This is a genomic window from Pseudoalteromonas sp. SG43-6 (assembly GCF_014164365.1).
In the GTDB taxonomy this organism is placed as follows: domain Bacteria; phylum Pseudomonadota; class Gammaproteobacteria; order Enterobacterales; family Alteromonadaceae; genus Pseudoalteromonas; species Pseudoalteromonas rhizosphaerae.
The window spans coordinates 1-21,554 of sequence record NZ_JACJEZ010000021.1; the positions used below are offsets into that span (position 1 = coordinate 1).

Sequence of the window (21,554 nt, forward strand, 5' to 3'; positions counted from 1 at the left end):
GCGACGGCGAGATTATTTGGAAGGACTAGCCTATTTCGTACAGGTAGTAGTGCAAATCGATTGGAAAAATATGGATGTGAGTGATGTAATTGAAACTTAATAATTATTTTTGGGGATCCCTTAGGGTGGAAAGTCGGCTTCTGTTTATCACTCAAATGATGGTGGACTATTTTGGCTAAGGAAAAGTGTTCCTTTGTATCGTAGCGCGGATACTGCTGGTGGTTATGGTCTGGCTTTGAATAGTGATGATGATTTATTTGTTGTTGGTGGTGATTACCTGCAACGTGACAAAAACTATCCAAATATGGCACGGTATGACGTTATAAAAAATCGTTGGAAACATGTTAAATCGGGTGACCGTGGACTAAGAAGTGCGATGGCATGTAACGCATTCGCTTGCATTGCAACGGGTAAAACAGGCAGTGACATTTCATACGATCAAGGAAATACGTGGCAACCACTTGCTAATCCAAAATATGATAATACCGGTTATTTTACATTAAGCGCCAGTAATGCTCGTTTTTTATTTGCAGGTTCTGAGGGCAAAGTAGCTGTTTTAATAATACCGACTGAATAATTAGTTTGATTAAAGAGTCACTAGTGCTTAAAGGCTTTATTTTTCAGAGGTTATCGGCTTTTATCGCTGATTTAGCCTACTTTAGCGCGTTGTTATGGCATCACACTTTTGGCTATAGTAAGTTTAGATTGAAAATTCATCAATAAAAACATAGTTAAACTAACTATGAAGGTACTTTATGAAAAATAATAAAATGACAAAATTTATAGGGTTATTTTGCTGTTTAATTTTTGCAAGCTTCATACAAGCAGAAGAAAATAAGCAGGAAGATAAAAGAGCTGAATATATTCGCTCTCATTATGCTAAATACGAGTACCAAATACCAATGCGCGATGGTACTAAATTATTTACAGCGGTTTATGTACCTTATGATAAATCAAGTAAATATCCAATCATGATGCAACGCACGCCGTATCGTGTTGCTCCCTATGGTGTAGATAAGTATAAAGCCAAGTTAGGGCCCAGTGAGATTTTTGAAGAAGAAGGGTTTATTTTTGTTTTTCAAGATGTTCGCGGTAAGTTTATGTCTGAGGGTAGCTATGTAAATATGCGTCCTCAAGATGCCGGAGACAAAGGTGGTAAAGCGGTTGATGATGCAACCGATACTTACGATACCATTGACTGGCTAGTTAAAAATATCCCAAACAACAATGGCAAAGTAGGCATGTGGGGTACCTCTTATCCTGGTTACTACACGTCGGTGGCTGCAATTAATAGTCACAAAGCATTAAAAGCGATTTCACCACAGGCTCCTATTGCTAACTGGTTTTATGATGACTTTCATCGCAACGGAGCTTTTTCAACACCAATGGCATTTATCTTTTTCGATACCTTTGATAAACAACGGGAAGGTCAGTTTGCTTATTGGCCTGAAGGAATGGATTCTACAACACCCGATGGCTATGAATTTTTCCGTAAATTAGGCCCGCTTTCAAACGTAAATAAAAAATATTTTAATGGCGAGCGTCCTTTTTGGAATGAATTAACTGAGCATCCTAATTATGATGAGTTTTGGCAAAAGCGTGATGTTTTGCAACATCTTGATAATGTAAAGCCAGCGACACTAATTGTCGGCGGGTGGTATGACACTGAAGACTTGTATGGGCCATTAGCGACCTATCAAAAAATGTCTAAGCACAATAAAAAAGATAATGTACATATCATTATGGGCCCTTGGTATCACGGTCAGTGGAATCGCGGAGAAGGCGACAAAATGGGCGAAGCTAATTTTGGCTTTGATACCAGTGAGTGGTTCCAAGAGCATATATTACTGCCATTTTTTAAGCATAATTTAAAAGGCACTAAAGAAGCGTCTTTAGCGAAAGCGACGATTTTTGAAACGGGTGCCAACAGATGGCGTGAGTTTGATACTTGGCCGCCAAAAGAAACGAGCGATGTGACGCTTTATCTTGGTAACAACGAGCAATTATTAACTTCAACAGATAAGCAAGGTGGTTCGAGCGATTATATTAGCGACCCTAATAAACCCGTGCCACACTCTGCACATACAAGTCGAGGTTGGGATCGACCTTATATGGCTGAAGATCAGCGTTTTACAGCTCGACGTACCGATGTATTAGTATTTAATAGTGATGTAGCTAAAGAAGATCAAACTATTGCAGGTGCTATAGATCTAAACTTGTATGTTTCTACCAGCCAAAGTGCAGCGGACTTTGTAGTAAAACTAGTTGATGTATTTCCTGGTATGGATGAATCCACTAACAAAGTTGATGAAGCCACAGGTAACCGCCACGAATTAGTTAGATGGGGCATTATTCGTGGTCGTTTTAGAGACAGCATGAGTGAGCCCAAACCATTTGAGGCAAATAAACCCACTTTAGTTAATTTTGAATTACTGGATGTTTTACATACCATTAAACGCGGGCACAAGTTACAGATTCAAGTTCAAAGTAGCATGTTTCCATTTATGGATATGAACCCACAAAAGTATGTTGATAATATCTTTAAAGCCAAGGCTGAAGATTTCGTAAAAGCGCAACATAAACTTTACCATAGTGAGCAATACCCAAGTTCGATTTCATTTAAAGTTATAGGGCACTAGTTAAATTGTAGCTACTGCTCTTGAATGAGAAACAAATAATAATTGCCAGCTGATAAATATGTTTATCAGCTGGTGGTTATTAACTGTAGTAGCACCTACCTGATCTTAAAGTTTTGACACACCGGTTTATATTTCATCTGATAGACAGTTGTGAGCTGTATGCAGATATTGGTATAAGTTAAATTTAGCCCCACCGCCATAAATATTTTAATTTTGCCCGATAACATTATTCACTGCTGTTTTGATGCAAAATAACAAGCCTTGATTTTAGCTATTTTAATTACTTGTTTACAAAGGTAATTATTAATAGAATTATCAGAGTATGTAATATAGGCCGTTTTGAGGTGTTATAAGCCACCAAAATGGTGTTCAATAAGACGTTAGGCGTAAAGGGAGTTTCAACAATGTTTGGTAAAAATTCAACGATTCGAAAGTATAAATACAAACTTCGTCCCGCATTAGCTAAAAGGTATGGCGGTTCAGCAACGTATGCCAAAGGTCAAGTTGATAAAACCATTGATGAAATGGGCTTTGATAAAAGGCATATTCATTATGCATATTTAATGTATTGTGATGTTGCAACTTTCAAAGCTAATACACCTGTTAATGAATCTAGCGAGTCAATGAACAATACAATTACTTCCGTAACTGGAGTTGGGCTTTTTGGTGCTCTATTTGGTTCTTCACATTATGGCGGAGGGGGTGATGGAGGTTTTTCTAGCAGCGACTCTGGTGGCGGTGACTGATTTATGCACAACACATATAGGCGCGTTACGCAGTAATCTCTTATTGTGATTTCATCGCAGCCAGTTTTTTCCCGTATCCTTTTGGGATCGCTGAGGCACTTCGACTAAATGGATTTAGAAGGTAGAGCGAAGCAGGATGCCAGAGCCGAGACATTCATCAGTTAACCTGATCATGGCATTATTCAAGGCTGCTGGCTTCATTATTGGTAAAAGCATAAACAGTTGCCCTTACGTGGATAAATAGAAGTGAATGCCTTCACATCATTCTGCGGCAACTGTATTGCCTTGTTCATAATCTAGAAAAACTGCAAAACACGACGCACTAATTAGTGTGAGCCATTACCACCTCAAATAAGCCACTCAAACACCTGCAATACCTTCCAAAACGCCATTAAAGCAACAGCAAATCCTCTTTTTATATTTCACATGAAATAGAAGTAAACGATTGAATCAAAATAGGAACTCGGCTATGGTTAATGCATCAATAAAAATAAATTAAAAACGAGTAATTCTACAGGCTCGTTAGTTCTTCGTGAGAAATCGTATGAAATTAGCGATCGGAAACATAGTTTTTACTAAAGTGAAAAGTGAATACGATGAAGACTGGTATGATTGGCTTTCTTCGGAATTATCGATCCCTTTTCTGAACAACTCAAAGCTTCAGATAAGACTTGATTTCAATGATCAAGAATTAGATGAATTCAAATCTGAATTAGAGAAAACACTAAATAATACATTGGCTCTGGACAAAGATGACAGAGAATATCTCAAGGAGCACCTATTCGCATACTATAGAGACTTTGTCTTAGACGTCGGAGAAGAGTGCCTTGAAGATATGCCAGCTCAGGAGAATGAAGATGATATATTTGAGTTCGTACATATATCATCTTTATCAATTAGCAGAAGCTCTATAACTGAGGAATTTTTCTGTCAATTTACAGGTGGATGCGATTGGGAGATTGAACATGGGATTTCTATATCTTTTAAGGACGGGAAGAATCTAGCTAAAGTTGGGGGTTGTGGACACATAAATAACTCTGATGCTTACGCGGATAAATCCATGGATAAGTATATTTATTATGGCAATATCGTCAAAACATATGCAGCGGAATAGCACTAACAAGCGGTTGTAATCTGACCTCGGCAGTTGAGCCGGGAGTTGGTATGACTCCTACTTTTAAGTTAAACACACTGATCCTGTACTAGATCGAGTCAATATTAGCCCTGAGAACTGGTTAAAACTGATAACGCAGTTTACTCGTGTATTCCATGGTGCAGTCGGTCGACTATCTTCACAGACGAGCTATTGTGAAAGCTTAGGCTGGAAACGACGAGCGAACCTTAGTAACAGTGAAAGTTATTAGCCTAGCGCTGAATATCATTAATTAAACATTCACACTGCAACAATGCAATTATTTGGCTGTCTGTAATTAAAATTTTGATTCCGATAATCAGTTTTTATAAGTATTTTAAGCGTGGAAATATTTAGGTTTTTAGCTACACGGCAAGTTTTGTGGTTCAATTTTGAGAGATAAATTAAAGTGGGTATCTACATAAAATCCTTCTTAAAACACCTGTAATACCTTCCAAAACGGCAATTAAAGCAACAGCAAATCCTCTTTTTATATTTCACATGAAATAGAAGTAAACGATTGAATCAAAATAGGAGCTCAGCTATGGTTTAACCATCAATAAACATAAATTAAAAACGAGTTAATCTAAAGGCTTGTTAAATATTACAGTGGAATAAACTATGGCTACACATTTGGTTTCAGAAGTGCAACATCTTGATAGAAACCCACCAGAAATTCACTACCTAATGTTGGAAGAAAGTGATAATAAATATTATTTTCGAGCAGGTGAAGTCATTGGCAGAGGTGTCGCAAGTGGAGGAGGAGAAGCTAAATTCGATATAAGCTCACTTTTGAAAATGAATGGTTATGAAACGTTTTTAAGAGATACTGATTGCGAATGGATGCACGAAATTCTAATAAACGAAAACACAACAGAAAACGAAAAATACTTAAAAGTATTAAATCGGTGCAAATTGAAAAATATTAATATTTAACAAATTGCTCCACTCCAAAAATGCAGCTGAGCAAGGCGTTGAGGCTTTTTGAGAACGATATGACATCCACTGCATTCAAAAAATTAGATGATTTCCTTAACAAGAGCGATCACGAATCAATGGATTGGTGTGATGGCGGGGAGTCCGAAATGGCTGAAAAGCTTATCGAAAAATTTGACGAGCAAGATTGGAAAACACTTAGCGAAGTATCGCAAAACAGAAGTCTTCAATGGCAGGGCTGCTTGGTCAGTATTTTATGTCCTCAGTACGGAGCAGTTGCTCAATATATTCTCGTTAAAATGACAGGTAGCAAAAATCCCGACATTGCGTTTGCAGCGATGTATGCGATCTCATTTTACTGCGGTATAAACGCAAATTCTGCAGGGCCTTTTATAGATGACTGTATTGTACATGAAGAGTTTAGAGCCAAGCTTAGATTGAACTCAGAGTTTTTGGCATCCATTCCCCAAGTAGGTAATTTGGTGGGGCGTAATTATGAACTGTTACAAAGCATTCTACGCGGCAAGCCATAACAAAGAGCTGCTAACAAGGGGTATGAGGTAGCATCTTGCTTTTTGCTACTTTTTGTTTGAATGACCGAAATGACGCATATGCGACTGTCAGATTTGATTGAATCCCACTAACCAAATCTGACAGTTCAAGGTAAGGTTTATTCATATAACGATTTTGAACATTACCTCTTAAACCCCAGCTGTGGTTTAAATTTGTTGGTTTATACACTCTCTAATTTCATTTAAGCTGGTTTCTTTTATTAATTTACCGTCTTCAAAAACAACCTCTAGTAACCCTTGTGTTTCTTCTTGCTCGGTTACGTCATCAAACAAGGTAAGCTCACCATTGACTCGCTCTATTTTTAAGAGTCCTTTCGCTGATTTTTTCTTTGAATCAGTTTTAGGATCTTTAAAAATAGCTAAGCGTTCACCTGCTTTTACTACGCTTGTTGCTTTTACTGCGGAGCCATGTGTATCGCGAGTTACGTATTGATAGCTGTAAGAGCCAATGCCTAGTACGACTTTTGATGCAAAGCCTTTATCCATCAACCTTTGTAAAATTTGGCGTTGACGGGTTAGCGTTATAGCATCACCATAAATAGCGCCAATGTGTTCATCAAGTAGCTTGTAGCCTTTTGGTGTTGTTGTGCCACCAAATATATCCCATAAACATTCAATAAGCCCTTTTACTTCACATTCCATCAATTCAACGGTGTTGTTACCTTCAAAGCCAAAATATTGGCCATTAAAACGATATGCCTCAAAACCTTTTTGTAAGACATCTTTTTCAGCTTCATCTTGAGTGGCGAATAATTCACGGTAATCAGATATCGGTGAAATAGTGTAGCCTGTGAGTACTTTTACTGGATCACCTGAGTCTGGACGTATAACTAAGGTACCGTCGCGGGTCATAATTTCGTTTTTTAATTGCGGTAGGTAATCAGTTACTAATGTCCAAAAGTCCCACGTGTCGGAAACAACACTTAAAATTCCTTTTGGCGATTGCTCTTGCATCAAATATTTGAAGAACTCAACTTCACCTTCCATGATCCACGAACACGTAACCGAGTGTTCTGTTGCATCAACAGAGCAGCCAACAAGCTCATTATCAACATTAGCGCCGTAATATTTCTCAGCAAACAAAACGGCAGGGATGGTATCGGTGCCTACAAGTCCTGACGCTAAATGACCAAAGCCACTCATAGCAGCTGCATGTTTACCAAACATCCCTCTAAAGCTAAAGTCATGCCCTTGAAAAGGAACAAACTCCATAGGCATGCCTGTTTTTTGTGCAAACTCCTTAAATACTTTGAGGTAGGCAACAGAGGTTGTGGTACTTGTTTGTATTGGCCAATTTTCACAGCTAAGTACAGTTTCAATCATATTTGTTAGCCATTGAAAACCAGTTTTAGTATTGACGATTGTCATAGGTGGAACTAAATAAGGAACTAGGGTTCCTTCTGGTAATGCTTTTATTTTTAATGGTAAATAGCCTAAGTCATGTAAGTCTTCTAAATATTTTACGTCAACGGTATAGCCAAGCATTGCGCTCATAATACGTTGGTGATTAGCGACTGCTGTAGCCTTATCTGTTTTGAAAAACTCATTCCATTCCTCTAAAAGGTAGCTTTTAATAAAGTACTGTAAGCCAACAAACGCCACTTTATCGTTGTTTTCTATGTTACTTAGTTTTCCGCTTCGTGATGTGAAATTTGCATATACTTCACTTACGTCAGGGTGATAAGCGCGGCTATGGAATTCTTTATAAACATCTTTTTGCATACTTGCAGCTGTAATAGTCATGGTGTTTTCCTTACATCTCAATAATTTCTAAATTAATATTGTTACTGTGTTTAAATTCATTAGCAGGTTTAAATGAGTCAGTGGTGTAAATTTTGTCTATTAGCCCTTCAAAAACATCCAGTCCTTTTGAAAAAATACCATGGGTAATAAAAAGAGATACTTCAACTGCACCATGACTTTTTAGCACTTTGGCAAGCTCGATAAATGTTCTGCCGCCATCACAAATATCATCAGCAATTAGTACACTTTTACCTTTTACATCGCCAACAATTTCGGTTTTAATTATTTCGCCTGTTTTTAAGTTTCTGACTTTTTGCGCTTGGATGACTTCAGGTACTCCATTGAATTTTTCTGAAATCTTAATGGTTTTTTTGCTCGCCCCTGCATCTGGAGAAATAAGAGTCAGTTCGCCTCGCGATAAACGTTGGCTTAGCACTTCGCATCGAGTGAGCAGCGAAATTTGTTCAATATTAGTCACTTTATTTATTAAAGCGGGAGATACGTCGCTATGAGCATCCCAAATAGTGACTTTAGAAAAATTTAAGCTGTTAATAAAATTAGCCATAACAGCAGCACCTAATGCTTCACCTTCAACGCATACTCTGTCTTGACGTGCATAAGGAAAGTAAGGAATAACAAGTTCAATAGGTGTACTTTCATTTGTTAATCTTTTTAACGCATCGACAGCAATCATTAATCTAACCATGTTTGAAGAGTTGGTTAGTCGTTCAAAAATCTCTATTTTTTTAGAGTCTGAAAAATTAGCGGTATTAAATCTGACATGTTCTTCACCACCAGAAAAAGTGAAATTATCATAATCGATTAACGATTTACTTCCTGTTGAGTCATAGCTAAATACTTTCATTTTTTGTCCTTTAAATGTTTGTGTCCTAGTGACACAAACAAGTTATCAAATGTACTCATTATATTCAAGCTATTTTTTAAACTAAATTACTGAACTTATGCTAAGTGTATAATTGTGCTATAGGTTGAAATTGAGAAGTGTTTGATTTATTGTGTCATTAAGACATTAAATTAGCGTGAGCATATTGTGGCTAATCATTACGATATTACTGAATATAAAAACCCTTTATTTACAGTCGACAGTGTACTGTTCACAGTAAAAGAGGGCGCTTTAAAGGTTTTAATGGTAAAGCGTGCAAGCGAGCCTTTTGCTGGTAGATGGGGGCTCCCTGGCGGATTTGTAAATATTGATATTGATGACAATGTTGGCATGACTGCGCTGCGTAAACTTAAAGAAAAAACCAGTGTTGCCCCTCAGTATTTAGAGCAATTACAAACGTATTCAGGAGTTAACCGAGATCCCAGAGGTTTTAGTGTTACTTTGGTTTATTTTGCATTAATTGCAGAGGCGCAAGTATCAACTCATATAGCAACTGTTGATGATGCAAAATGGATAGATCTAAATAAACTAACTGAATTCCCCGTCGCTTTTGATCATAAGTTTATAATTGAACAAGCAAAAGAGCGGTTAAAACAGAAAGCGCTTTATTCAATGATCCCAGTATATTGTTTACCAGAGCACTTTACTGTTGGGCAGTTTAAGTTAGTCATTGAAACTATTCTTGGTAAATCAGTACAGCGAAAGAGTATTATTAGGCGAATAGAAGCTGCGGATATGTTTGAAAAAGTCGATGAAAAAGTGAAGTCTGGTGGCCGCTTAGCGCAAGTCTACAAAGTTAAACCCGATGTGGATATTATTAACTTTGAACGTAACTTGAGTGTTTAATATAAGGTGAAGCGCTCCTCGTCTAATTTATAAGAGCGTTAGTTTATTCCTGCTTATATGAGTATGTACTAGCTCAGACTTGTTTGATTATATTGAAGTATTTTAAAATCGAGTTCGACTGCACAACCATCTTGGCCATCAGTCCCCTGAAGAGTTTAAAACTAGGTATAAATAGGCAAGCTAGGTGTCTTGAGTTTCAAGGGAAGATCATTTACATGATTTATAGTGAAGTGAATCAAAGTCTTTCAGACTACATTGAAAAGTTATTCAATTCGGAGAAATAAAATGACAATGAAATTTAATATAGAGCATATAGCTTCTTACTACAAGTACCTTCAAGATAGTAGTAACTATCCACAGGATAGCCTTTATGAACTTTTCATAATAGGTAAACTCTACAGAAATAAAGAAGTTGTACAAGAAATTTCAGAAATCTTAACCAAACATGCTAGCAAAGCACAAATCAAAGCATTTAAAACCCGTAATAAGCTTCCTGAAAAATTAGATGATACCGGAAAACTCATCAGTACGCTTGTGCATTTTGCAGCTATAGATCCAGATTTTCCTATTGGCAAGCTATACAATATGCTGGGCTATACACGCTTCTTTTTAAGTGAAGAAAGCGTGGCTAAAAAAATAAGTAAAGACCCTTCTATTATTTTACGACTTCAAGGCATAACTGGTTTGTACATAACTAATGTATTTGCAAGTGGTATTCCAGAAGAATTAGGAACATTAAGTGGAATAAATACGCTTGACATTAAAGGGCCGTATACAGTACTCCCTGATTCTTTCAGTAACTTTAAGGACTTAGAAGTCATATCGCTAAAAACCCCATATTTACAACAGTTTCCAGAATATTTCAGTCAATTAAAGCAACTTAAGGAGCTCACTATTGATCAGACTAAAGAAGGAGAAACGGTAACCTTAGAAATGCCAACCGACTTGCAGCAACTGAGCAACCTTGAAACCTTAAAATTAGAAGGCTTAACCACCACAAGTATTGATCAATTAAAACTTCCAACTTCTATTAAAATATTGGAATTGGAGGATTTAGAAAATTTAAAAACCTTACCGGATCTTTCTTCCTTGAAAGAATTAGAAGAAATAGAAGTTTTTGATTGTCCTAATCTTACCAAAATTCCCGATAACCTCCATCACTTAAAAACACTAAAAAAAGTACAGTTTAGGTATTTGCCAAAAATTAAAGAAGTTGATGATACCTGTGTATTTATGCCAAATATAGGTGTTATCCAATTAGATGGTTCTATACAAATCATAAATACTGGTGCAGCTCTACAAGTTTCTAAATTGATGCTTTATCGAGCAAGCTACCTGGCTTATATACTACAACATCCTGAAAGCTTTCCACATTTAAAGGAAATAGAACTCTATCGTATTGAAGAATTTTCTAACTATCCTTCAGGTTTTGAAAGTTTACCAGCGTTAGAAACTATTGCGTGTTTTGGAGTGAACGAATATGGTTCATTATTGACAAATATTGGTGCTTGCCCGAACTTATCTACTCTAAAAATATGGAATTCTGATATAGAAAAGTTGCCTGAAAATCTAAAAAATATGGACCTGCTAGACTCTTTAGAAATTCAACGATGTCCTAACTTAGTCATTGAAAGTGATAAACTTCCTCAAAAGATCAATAACCTCTACATTCTAAGTATTAAGGAGCTTGTTCCTGGAGAAAAATTAATACAAACTGAAAAAGCTTTATTTCAAACGTTGAGCATCTCTAATATGGTGGGATTTTTTAGTAAGATTGTTGCCGCTAGCTTAGATATATCTTTATATAATGAAACATCAGCCCCTACAACAGATTATTCGTCCTATTTTCCTAAGCCAGAATACTTAAAAAAACTACAGGTTATTTGGTCAACAGCGGCTATAAAAGATGTTTTAAAATACTGTCCTCAATTAGAAAAACTGTTTATAGAAAATCAAAAAGAAAGCGAAGCTGCACTTAATGTGCACCCTGCTGCTCAATTAAAAGGATTAGAATTAGGCTATTATAAAGCGCAAAATGTAAAAGAATTGCTTCAGCAGATGCCTAATTTACAAGCGCTCTCAATAGAAAATAACCAAATTATAAAAGATTTCCCTGCTGTACAGCTTCCTCATTTAGAAAAGCTTTCCCTATCGCGTACAGAGCTATCGTCTTTAGCAGCTTTAGAGGCTCCCAAACTAAAAGATTTAGAGATTACGTTATGCTACTCTTTTGATAAAAAGGCTTATGCTCAGCTTAATCAATTTACAGCTTTACAGCGCCTTCATTTAATGGGCGTAGGCAACGATATTACAACCATACCAGAAAGTTTAATCAGCTTGGATCTTATCGATTTTAACCCAAAACATAAAATTGAGAAACTCCCAGAGTATGTTAAAGAGTTTTCTAATTTAGAAACCCTCTATTTGGAAAGGATACATTTTGTCGATTTCCCTAAATGGATTGCTGATTTAAAACATCTACAGTATTTAGGAATTAATGGTTGTACGTTTGAACATGCTATTCCTGAATATTTTCAGAAACTAAAGTTGAAAGAGGTGAAATACTTCATTTCTAAATTTAGTGGTAGTAACATATCATCTAAAACCTATCAAAATTTGATCACACCCAATTACACGAAACTTAAAGATGAGTTCAGTCATGAAAAGTTTTCTTTTCTTTTTAGTGCCGATTACTACTAAGATGAAAAAAGAGTTAGCTGAGTTAATATACAAAGCTTAACCGTTCGGTAATAGCCAAATTTAAAAACTGACGTTACTTCTGCATGGTGTTCTTTTTCTAAGGAGAACACCAGAGCACAAAAGTGACACCCATCTTAACGCTTTGCGCATCTTTAGCTGCTTTATTTTCTTGCATTTATAAATCGTTTTTTTCAACAATGCGCGGGGGTATTTCTTGTATTTTACAACAACAAAAAACAACAAATATAAATCTCTTGATTTACATTTAGATACAGAGTTAGACTGAAAGTATCAAAAAAATCAAAGGGTTTTCTGTCTGCAACTCGCGGGTTTAGATCCTTTGAATAAGTTGTTATGTTCTTGGGGGACATTGATGATCATCAGGAAGGTGGAAGAGAAGGACCTTGAAGCTGTAAGTGCAATTTGCATGGACTCTTTTTTGCAGTCTGTTGCAAGCACATTGTCTGATGAGGGGATTACAACCTTTTCGAATATCGCTGCGCGCGATGCATTCCTCGATAGGATGAGAGGCGATAACTTGATGCTGGTTGCTGAGAACAACGAAAATGTCGAGGGCGTCATTGAGCTTAAGGAAGGTCGCCATGTTGCGATGCTTTTTATTCGGCCGGAATCACAGAAAAGTGGTATTGGAAGAAAGCTGCTTATATCCGCCTTGAATCATGCGAAGGTTGAAACTGTTACCGTTAGCGCGTCGCTATCTTCAGTGACCGCTTATGAAAATTATGGGTTTGAGCGTAGTGGCGAAATCGGCGAATCGGCAGGCTTGGTTTATCAGCCTATGGAGCTCAAACTTAACAAGCCAATGCACGCGTGATTGCGACGTTATGTGACGATAGGGCTCTATGGAAACTGAAGCAATGAAAGATAACATGGAAAAGGTTTTAACACACCTTGAAAGTTTTCTGTGTGACTCAGAAGAATCAATGTTCAGTAGTAAAACACCTGAAGAGCTACTTGTTGTCGTTTCAGCAAACCTTGCCTCTGTTAAGTCTACTGGGTATCTTTCTAGCCCAGAGCAAATGGTCAACATGTTCTTACCTACTGCCTCCTTGCAAGAAATTGCAATGGATAATGGCTGGGGTAGCCAATACGTTGAGCTAGCAGATCATTTCGAGCAGGCTCTAGAATCGTGCAGTTAAAAGCACATAACAGCTTAGATTATGGCTGTGCAATCGAAAAGGCTTAACAAAACGTTGCAATTGACTTCGTATTGTCACGAAATGTAGTTTCCAACACGTTAAGACCAAATTTATCTTAATTATCTCGATGCTTACGGTATTAAAAAGTAATATCTTCTAAATGGAATAAAATTTTGAGTAGTAAAAATGTACTTTCGTATTACCGCGATTGCTATAAAGAAGATAGCGCGGATTTAAACCTATGGGATTTGAGTAAATTAAAAAAACAAGACTGCTTTGTGCTTGAAGGAAGGGATGATGTAGGCTCAGGTTTTTTACCGCGAATGCCTATTCCTCAAGAGTTTGCTGAGCCAATAATAAAGCGTGTTGAGGTATATCAACGTGAACGTGTTTTGTTGTATGTGCGTTTTATATTAGTCGGTAAGCTTGAGATCAAAGGTGAGATAAAACAAGTTGTTTCACCTATCTTATTTAATGAAGCCTTGATAGAAAAAGATGATGATTATTACTTTTCGGTTATCGACTCTCAACCTGAAATTAATGAATCGCTCACCCAACTGTTAATGCCAGAAGCAGAACCTCTTGATGAAACTGCCGATATTCAATCAGCTTATTTTTGGACTTCATTATTAAAACAAAGCCCATTAGCGCTAAACGTATTTGAACTTTTAAATTATCCTGAGCTTGTTAATTATGCCGAAATAAAAAAAGCCTTAAAAAGTAAAAATTTGACACTTTTACCTGCCTCTATGCTGGTGTTTGTTGAACGTTCAAGCAGCAGTCGAGGGGTGATCCATGAGCTCGAAGAAATAATAGCCTCAAAGATGCTTTCGCCCCCTATAGATGCTTTAATTTCAAATGATTTGCCGCCGAACACGGCTAAGTCGTTAAAGTATGACTACTTACCAGGCTTATTGTCAGCACCACAAAAGAAAGTTATTTCGATTGCTGCTAATGCGCATTTAGGCTGTGTGTCAGGGCCGCCAGGTACAGGGAAAAGTTATACCATTGCCGCAGTTGCTGCAGAGCACATGGCGCGAGGTGAGTCAGTACTTATTGTCGCGAATAATGATCCGGCACTTGATGTGATTGCCGATAAATTGAATGAGAATTTTGCGTTAAGTGAAGTATCAATCAGGGCTGGGCAAAAAGAGTTTTTAAAAAATCTAAAAGCGTATATTGCAGACTTATTGTCTGGTTATTTAGCGGATGAGCAGGAAAAAGCCCCTGCTATTTTTGAATCAGAGCTAAAAGCACAAAATGTGTTACTTAATGATTTAGAGCAACGGTTTGATAAGTTTTGTCGCAAAGCGATAATCCGAGGTCAACGCCTTAAAAGGCTTGAAGATAAAGACATTCAATGGTTAAGCAATTTATATCTCAAGTGGGCTCAGCGCAGTATTAAAAAGCTTGCAAAACAGTGGTCTGCTTTAGATGAAATTAACGATCAACAAACAAAAAGAGAGCTGCTGGCTAGTCGTTATTTAACCGTGTTAAAGAATACTAATTTGCGAACGTTAGTTAACACTCAGCGTAAATCGCTGCAGGCGTTTAATCAGGCTATTCGCAGTCGTACTTCTAAAAGGCAGTTTGAGCTGTTTGATAATATAGAATACTCATCATTGCTAGCGGCGTTTCCTGTGTGGTTAGTGAGTTTGAATTCGCTGTATAGGGTATTACCCTTAAAGCCGCAAATGTTTGATTTAGTTATTATCGATGAAGCAACACAGTGCAATATTAGCAGTTGTTTACCAGCACTTTATCGTGCAAAACGAGCGCTTGTAGTTGGCGATACAAAGCAATTAAGGCATTACTCTTTTTTAGCAAAATCAAAAGAGGCTCAGCTTCGCACTAAGAATCAACTATCACTCTCGAGTGAGGGGGTTGTTAGTTATCGTGATAATTCAATTTTAGATTTGACATTAAATACACTCAATAGCGATCAGCAATTAGCCTTTTTAGATGAGCATTTTAGAAGTAAACCTGAGTTAATTCATTTTAGTAACCGCTATTTTTATCAATCAAAATTAAAAGTAATGCAGCATCGCCCTTGTACAAGCAGTGGGCATTTATTTATCCATCGCGTTAATGGTGAAAGAGATAAAAATGGCGTTAATCAGCTCGAAGCCAACGCTGTAATCGCGAGCATAAAACAGCAAATGAGTGATGATCGAGAAGCGGGTGTTTATCACAGTATCGGAATTGTTTCGCCATTTCGAAGCCAAGCAGATTTTATAGCAAAGCAAATAGACGCTAATTTTAGTGACGCTGAAATAATTAAACATAAGCTCAGAGCCGCCACTCCTTTTGGTTTTCAGGGGGAGGAACGCGATGTTATGTTGATCTCTTTTGCCGTCGATAATGATGCAAAACGTGCGGCAGTATATTTAAATAAAGCAGATGTTTTTAACGTGACTATAACGCGGGCAAGACAAGCACAGCATTTATTTTTATCCATTGATGAAACACAGTTACCAGAACATTATTTATTAAGACGTTACTTAGGCTCGGTAAGTGAGTTTGCAGCCGCTCATACGTGTTTGTCTGATGTCGATGATTTTCAACGCAATGTAATACAAGAGCTGATGAAATTGCAGATAGAAACATGGCCTGGGTATGCTGTTGCGGGGACCGAGGTTGATATTTTATGCCGCTATCATGGCCGCTACTTAGCTGTCGATCTGATTGGTTACCCTGGACCTTGGGCTGATTTCTTTGAACTGGATACCTATAAGCTATTTAGTCGTGCCAATATTGAAATGCTACCCATAAGCTATGGCTTATGGGTTGTCGATAGAGATACCTGTATACAAGCAATTGTTAGTCGGTTGAAGATGAGTAACAACAAGACTTAATATTTATTTAGGCTTGTTGTGTACTGGCATCTTTAACTTCTTTAGTTTCGAACAAGTTTACTTCGGCACTTGATTGGCTGACGCTGTTTTTTTGTAAGGCAATATAGAGATCTGAATGCACGTAGATGCCGTCTTTACCGGATGTCATACCAGCAATTTCAAACCATGATAGTAATTGCCGCTTTCTGCCAGCAAGTTCTAATCGAATACCACGTTTTTTAAATATCACGTCTAAATCGGCGAGCATGGCCATGACACTTAAATCTAAATGGGTGAAGCAGGGGACTGCGTCGATAATAACGCATTGCGTGTCGTCTTTTTGCCGCGCATATTGTTCTAGCAAACGCCGTTTAAAGTAACCGGCATTAAAGTAAGTTAAAGGAGAATTAAAACGATAAATAAAGACTCCTTGTACTGACTTTGCTTTATCTGTGGCATCAAGGCTCCTAACAACGCCCTTAATATCAACACCTAATATATTGTCGGTAGGGCGCATTACGGTGCGAATAAACTGGAATAACCCCAATAGTACAGCGAGAGTGATGCCTGGTATTACGCCAATAAATAACACTGCGAATAAGGTGGCTAGCGCAAGGTAAAATGCTTGTTTGTCTTTACGCTTTAATAGCCAAATGGCTTTTAAGTCTAATAAATGGATTGAAGCAATAATAAGCACAACACCTAATGCTGCACTGGGAATAAATTCTAGGGGAGCGGTTAAAAATAGGGCGATAACAGCAATAATTCCCGCTGCGATAATCGACACTAATTGCGTTTTACCACCGGAATCATCGTTAACAGCTGTACGAGAGTCTGCACCACTGACAGCAAAACCTTGTGATAAAGCAGATCCAATGTTCGCAATACCTAACGCTCTAAACTCTTTGTCAGCATCTATGTCGTAACCATTTTTAGCTGCAAAACTGCGAGCGGTTAGCATCATACTGACAAAGCTAACTATTGCTAAGTTAAGTGCAGGCACGACAAGTTCACGAATAATACCAATATCATAAATAGGGGTGTTAAACACTGGAAGGCCACCGGTTACAGTGCCAATTGTGTTGATATCAAACTGCTTTAAATTAAAAACCCACACTAATAGGGCACCAAATGCGATAGCAAACATAGATGCTGGCCAAGTCGGTTTTAGTCGCTTCATGGCAAAAAAAACACCGAGGGTAAACAGGGCCATTAATAGAGTAGGGATGTGGGTTTGTGATAAATAAGTAGGCACACCTCCTAATCGTTCAAGTAAATATCTGTCATCGAAGGTAAAACCGAATACTTTAGAAAATTGGCTGACAATAATCGTAATTGCAACACCGTTTAATAAGCCCATTAAAATAGGCTTGGATAAGAAGTCTGCTAATACCCCTAATTTAAATCGGCTAGCAATAAAGCACCAAAAGCCAGTCATCGCGGTCATAGTTACAACGAGTTGCCAGTGTTTAACACTGTCCCCAGCTGCAAGTGGTGTCACCACCGCAGCAATAACCGCACATGTTGCTGCATCTGGTCCGACAATCAATTGTTTGGAAGTACCAAACAAGGCATATAAAATCATAGGTAATATGCATGAATATAGCCCGACAGCGGCGTTAACCCCGGTAAGTTGTGCATACGCGATAGCAACAGGTAGAGCAACGGCGGCAACGGATAACGCAGCCCTCACATCATCAGCAAACCACTTTCGTTCATAATGAAGTAAAGTGTTTAAACCCGGCATAAAATCATACAAACGCGACAGCACTAAAGTTTCCTTATTTAATCGTAAGCACACTTGGATAGTAAATTTAATATACCAACAAGTATAGCTCAGGGTTGAGGATTTTTTAATAAATAGCAGATACTTAGGCTTAGGACTACTTTTGGTTCAGTGTTAAGTATGATGAAAGAGTTTAAGGGTGAGCGATATTAGCTGGTTGGTGTTACCACATCGCTAATATCATACTAGATGGTGGTTAAGATAAAACCAGCGCAGAGCAATGGCTTTATCTTAGAGTGTGTAAATGCTTATTAGAAACTTTTAGCGTGCAGAGTATTGGTGAGCCTTTAATACTTCAAGAGAGACTACTTGTAACGATTTTTCATGGGTGGCCTCAAGTATAACCGGCGGAGCTACGTTTTCAGCAACCGCATGGTGCCAGCGCACGGCACATAAACACCATTTATCACCAGCCTTTAGGCCTGCAAAATCGTACATTGGATTAGGCGTTATCAAGTCATTGCCTTGTGCTTTTGAAAACTGTAAAAATTCATCAGTCATGATGGCACATACACTGTGGTTACCAACATCAGATGCAGGGACATAGCAAAATCCTTCTCGAGTGTAGCCTGTATTCCCGCAGCACAAATGCAAGCGCGTACCTAATACATTTAATTGATTGCTCATAAAACTACCTTGTTATAATTTGTATTGTTTTACATTGAGTCTGCTTTCAGACTATGTGAAAACGTGGTGGATGAAAAGCTGAATATTGATAGATAGCATGGAGATCACAAATAACATAGCCATTAAAAATATTAAACGTCAGTTTATTAAACTAATGGCGAGGCCAAAATCAGTTCAATATTCATTTATAGTTGCTTGTTGTGTGATTATTGTGCAATTGTGTTTTTGTTGGCTAGCAATTTTTACGTTTACTGTACTAGTAAAAATTTATTATGGTAGCTTTGCGGCTACTATACGTTTGTCTTATATCCAGAATCTATATATATGTGAATATGGTATTTGAATAGCTTTTGATTTCAAATAAACACTTAATTGTAATTGGCAGTATAATTACAGTTTTTATAAGCTCTCGATGTATCAATACTATGGAGCTTTACATTGTTACACGTGAGGAAAAATGAGTAATCTAAGTCTGAAAAATAAGCTGTTGCTATTAGCTATTTTGCCGCTCACGCTGCTGTTAATTAGTTTAATGGCCAGCTCATATTATTTAGAGTATCAAAATCAGCAGCAAAATTTTGTATCGTTTAAAACAAAATTAATTGCTGACAAAGAAAGTTTATTAGCAACTGAGGTTGAGATAGGCCGCCAAATAATTAATTACGAACTAGCCAAGGGGACTAAAGAAGATGCAAAAAATGCATTGCGAGATCTCACTTTTGGTAAAGATGGTTACTTTTTTATCTATGATACAAAAGGCGTTAGTATTTTCCATGCGTTATTGGGTGATGCAATTGAAGGGCAAAATAAAATAGCCATGACCGATCCTAATGGTAAAAAAATAATTGTTGGGTTGCTTGAGCAAGCAAGACAAGGTGGCGGTGCTTTTTATTATGCTTTTCAAAAGCCTAATACAACGGGTTTAGTTGAAAAAATGGGCTATGCAGCGATGGTTCCTGGTACAGATTGGATGCTAGGAACGGGCGCTTATATGGATGATATTGAAGCTGAGCTAACAAAGTACCAAGCAACAATACAAGCTCATATGAATGAAAAAGTAACGACCCTGTTATTAATTGCATTATTTTGGGTGGTGTTGACGGTGTTTTTTGCCTTAATTGCGGCAAACAATATGGTAAAACCAATTCACAATATGGTGCAAAACTTAGATGATATTGCAAAAGGCGAAGGTGATCTGACTAAGCGCTTAGAAGTGCATAGTAACGATGAAATTGGTCAATTGGGTAATTCATTTAATGTGTTTGTTAGTAAACTACATAGCATTATCACCAATGTGGCAGATGTAACCCGTGATGTAAAAGATTCATCAAATGATATCAATACACAAACACAGTTAATTGAAAATCAGTTAGTAAACCATAATCATGAAACTGAGCTGGTAGCAACGGCGATCACCGAAATGTCAGCAACATCTCAGGAAGTCGCGCAAAATACCACACAAGTGGCGGTATCAACCCAGTCAGCCACGCAAGATGTTGCCAATGCTCAAAAATGTGTAGATGTTTCTTTAGAAGAAGTTTCAAATTTAATGAGTGAGATTAATCAAGCTGCTGAACAGGTTAATTCATTAAGTGAACAATCTAAAAAAATTAACAGTGTATTAAGTGTTATCGGTGGCATTGCTGAGCAAACTAACTTACTGGCCCTTAATGCGGCTATTGAAGCTGCAAGGGCTGGCGAGCAAGGCCGTGGTTTTGCGGTTGTAGCTGATGAAGTGAGAAGTTTAGCCAGTCGTACACAAGAGAGTACGTTAGAGATTAATGAAATGCTTAATGAGTTACATACGCTAGTCACGGCTGCGGTAAAGGCAATGTTGGCAAGTCAGCAAAGCTGTAATCGCTCAGTTGAGTCATCTCGCGCAATTTCTGAAAGTTTAGGAGCGGTAACCAGCTCGGTTACTACAATTAACGATATGAGCACACAAATAGCTACCGCTGCCACAGAGCAAAGTAGTGTAACTGAGGAAATTAACCGTAACGTTTTTGCGATTCAAGAAATCGTTAATGAGCTTACTCGTTCAATTAAAACAACCTCATCAGTCAGTCATCACTTAGCTGGTCGAGGGGAGAGTTTAGGCGATTTGGTAGGTCAGTTTAAGATCTAATATAAACAAAAAATAGCGGTATTATTGTTGAGCAGTAATAAATAAAGATCAGGCTTTAAATAGCCTGATCTTTGACTTTAAATATAAATGAATCAGTTTAAACTGAACACAAAACCGCTAGATTAGCTATTGAGTTTGCCCGTTGACGATTCTAAGTGTGCACGCACAAACCATTGAAACTGTTCTAAATCGGCAAGTTGGCTAATTAGCATATCCTCAGATACAGGATCGAGCTCTGATAGCTTGCCAATCGCACTTCGGTGATCGCCATTAATCCCATTGTATACTTTATCAAGCGCAACTAAATGATCTTTTACCAAGCCCTTACCAATTGCGTAATCTTGCCATGAACGACGATCAACTATCGATTTTGGAGTACCAACCGGAACTCCGCCCAGCGTAGCGATTCGCTCGGCGATGGTGTCGGTCATTGCTCTGATCACTTCAACCTGAGGGTCGAGCATTTCATGCACGCCAATAAAATTTGGGCCAACTACATTCCAATGAATATGTTTTAGAGTCAATTGTAAATCGATCAGTGCGACCATGCGGTTATCAAGTGTAGCAATGGTATTTTTTGCAGATTCTTCATTCATACCTGGGGCAGTAAATTCAGCGATTTTGTTTGTTTCGTTATTGTTACTCATTATTCCTCCTGATTTATAAGGAATGTTCACAGCGTCTAATAAAGTCTATGAACATGCGTTAGTTTATATAAAGCAATGGCTGTGCCGATAAAAATTATTTTTTAAGTTTCTGATATTTAATGATTTATATGTTTTTTGAAGTTGGGTGATGAAAGCA

Annotated in this window: 17 protein-coding genes; 12 read left to right on the top strand and 5 right to left on the bottom strand. The window is 37.7% G+C overall.

What is annotated here, in order from left to right:
• Nucleotides 1-193 precede the first annotated feature (193 nt).
• From H5201_RS10555 to H5201_RS10580, 6 genes are all read left to right on the top strand, one after another.
• Nucleotides 194-577 (top strand): hypothetical protein, encoded by a 384-nt coding sequence (locus tag H5201_RS10555; RefSeq protein WP_182784540.1) that lies wholly within the window; start codon nucleotides 194-196, stop codon nucleotides 575-577.
• A 178-nt stretch (nucleotides 578-755) separates the two neighbouring features.
• Complete coding sequence (locus H5201_RS10560) at nucleotides 756-2,639, top strand: CocE/NonD family hydrolase (RefSeq protein ID WP_259398791.1); 1,884 nt, start codon at nucleotides 756-758, stop codon at nucleotides 2,637-2,639.
• Nucleotides 2,640-3,043: 404 nt separating this feature from the next.
• Nucleotides 3,044-3,385, top strand: coding sequence for a DUF6559 family protein (locus tag H5201_RS10565; RefSeq protein ID WP_182719565.1), 342 nt, complete (start codon nucleotides 3,044-3,046; stop codon nucleotides 3,383-3,385).
• A 544-nt stretch (nucleotides 3,386-3,929) separates the two neighbouring features.
• Nucleotides 3,930-4,499, top strand: a complete 570-nt coding sequence (locus tag H5201_RS10570) for a DUF6985 domain-containing protein (protein ID WP_182717984.1) — start codon at nucleotides 3,930-3,932, stop codon at nucleotides 4,497-4,499.
• A gap of 639 nt (nucleotides 4,500-5,138) precedes the next feature.
• The gene (locus tag H5201_RS10575) at nucleotides 5,139-5,453 is read left to right on the top strand and encodes a hypothetical protein (protein WP_182717985.1); all 315 of its coding nucleotides are present in this window, start codon (nucleotides 5,139-5,141) and stop codon (nucleotides 5,451-5,453) included.
• A 59-nt stretch (nucleotides 5,454-5,512) separates the two neighbouring features.
• Complete coding sequence (locus H5201_RS10580) at nucleotides 5,513-5,986, top strand: hypothetical protein (RefSeq protein WP_182717986.1); 474 nt, start codon at nucleotides 5,513-5,515, stop codon at nucleotides 5,984-5,986.
• A 186-nt stretch (nucleotides 5,987-6,172) separates the two neighbouring features.
• On the opposite strand, the gene H5201_RS10585 is transcribed toward H5201_RS10580, so the two are convergent.
• Together H5201_RS10585 and prs are read right to left on the bottom strand one after the other, a co-directional pair.
• The gene (locus H5201_RS10585) at nucleotides 6,173-7,768 is read right to left on the bottom strand and encodes a nicotinate phosphoribosyltransferase (protein ID WP_182784542.1); all 1,596 of its coding nucleotides are present in this window, start codon (nucleotides 7,766-7,768) and stop codon (nucleotides 6,173-6,175) included.
• A 10-nt stretch (nucleotides 7,769-7,778) separates the two neighbouring features.
• Nucleotides 7,779-8,633, bottom strand: coding sequence for a ribose-phosphate diphosphokinase (gene prs, locus H5201_RS10590; RefSeq protein ID WP_182784544.1), 855 nt, complete (start codon nucleotides 8,631-8,633; stop codon nucleotides 7,779-7,781).
• A 186-nt stretch (nucleotides 8,634-8,819) separates the two neighbouring features.
• Between prs and H5201_RS10595 the strand changes: the two genes are divergently transcribed.
• The 5 genes from H5201_RS10595 (at nucleotide 8,820) to H5201_RS10615 (ending at nucleotide 16,233) form a co-directional block, all read left to right on the top strand.
• Nucleotides 8,820-9,518: an NrtR DNA-binding winged helix domain-containing protein gene (locus H5201_RS10595; protein ID WP_182784546.1), complete on the top strand. Its 699-nt coding sequence runs from the start codon at nucleotides 8,820-8,822 to the stop codon at nucleotides 9,516-9,518.
• A gap of 285 nt (nucleotides 9,519-9,803) precedes the next feature.
• Nucleotides 9,804-12,218 carry a leucine-rich repeat domain-containing protein gene (locus H5201_RS10600; RefSeq protein ID WP_182784549.1) on the top strand — a complete coding sequence of 805 codons (2,415 nt, stop codon included), beginning with the start codon at nucleotides 9,804-9,806 and terminating at the stop codon, nucleotides 12,216-12,218.
• A 373-nt stretch (nucleotides 12,219-12,591) separates the two neighbouring features.
• On the top strand, nucleotides 12,592-13,053 hold the full coding sequence (locus H5201_RS10605; protein WP_182717989.1) for a GNAT family N-acetyltransferase: 462 nt from the start codon (nucleotides 12,592-12,594) through the stop codon (nucleotides 13,051-13,053).
• Nucleotides 13,054-13,081: 28 nt separating this feature from the next.
• The gene (locus tag H5201_RS10610; protein WP_182717990.1) at nucleotides 13,082-13,378 is read left to right on the top strand and encodes a hypothetical protein; all 297 of its coding nucleotides are present in this window, start codon (nucleotides 13,082-13,084) and stop codon (nucleotides 13,376-13,378) included.
• Nucleotides 13,379-13,551: 173 nt separating this feature from the next.
• Nucleotides 13,552-16,233, top strand: a complete 2,682-nt coding sequence (locus H5201_RS10615; RefSeq protein WP_220497163.1) for a DEAD/DEAH box helicase — start codon at nucleotides 13,552-13,554, stop codon at nucleotides 16,231-16,233.
• A 7-nt stretch (nucleotides 16,234-16,240) separates the two neighbouring features.
• On the opposite strand, the gene H5201_RS10620 is transcribed toward H5201_RS10615, so the two are convergent.
• On the bottom strand, nucleotides 16,241-17,983 hold the full coding sequence (locus H5201_RS10620; RefSeq protein ID WP_182740135.1) for a SulP family inorganic anion transporter: 1,743 nt from the start codon (nucleotides 17,981-17,983) through the stop codon (nucleotides 16,241-16,243).
• 276 nt (nucleotides 17,984-18,259) lie between these two features.
• Nucleotides 18,260-18,625, bottom strand: coding sequence for a DUF2237 family protein (locus tag H5201_RS10625; protein ID WP_149981770.1), 366 nt, complete (start codon nucleotides 18,623-18,625; stop codon nucleotides 18,260-18,262).
• Nucleotides 18,626-19,082: 457 nt separating this feature from the next.
• On the opposite strand from H5201_RS10625, the gene H5201_RS10630 reads away from it, so the two are divergent.
• A complete protein-coding gene (locus H5201_RS10630) occupies nucleotides 19,083-20,750 on the top strand; it encodes a methyl-accepting chemotaxis protein (RefSeq protein ID WP_182760978.1) in 1,668 nt (555 codons plus the stop codon).
• Between the two features lie 122 nt (nucleotides 20,751-20,872).
• Here the strand turns inward: H5201_RS10630 and dps are convergent, their stop codons facing one another.
• Entirely contained in the window at nucleotides 20,873-21,397 is a 525-nt protein-coding gene (dps, locus tag H5201_RS10635; RefSeq protein WP_149981768.1) for a DNA starvation/stationary phase protection protein Dps, read from the bottom strand.
• Nucleotides 21,398-21,554 lie beyond the last annotated feature (157 nt).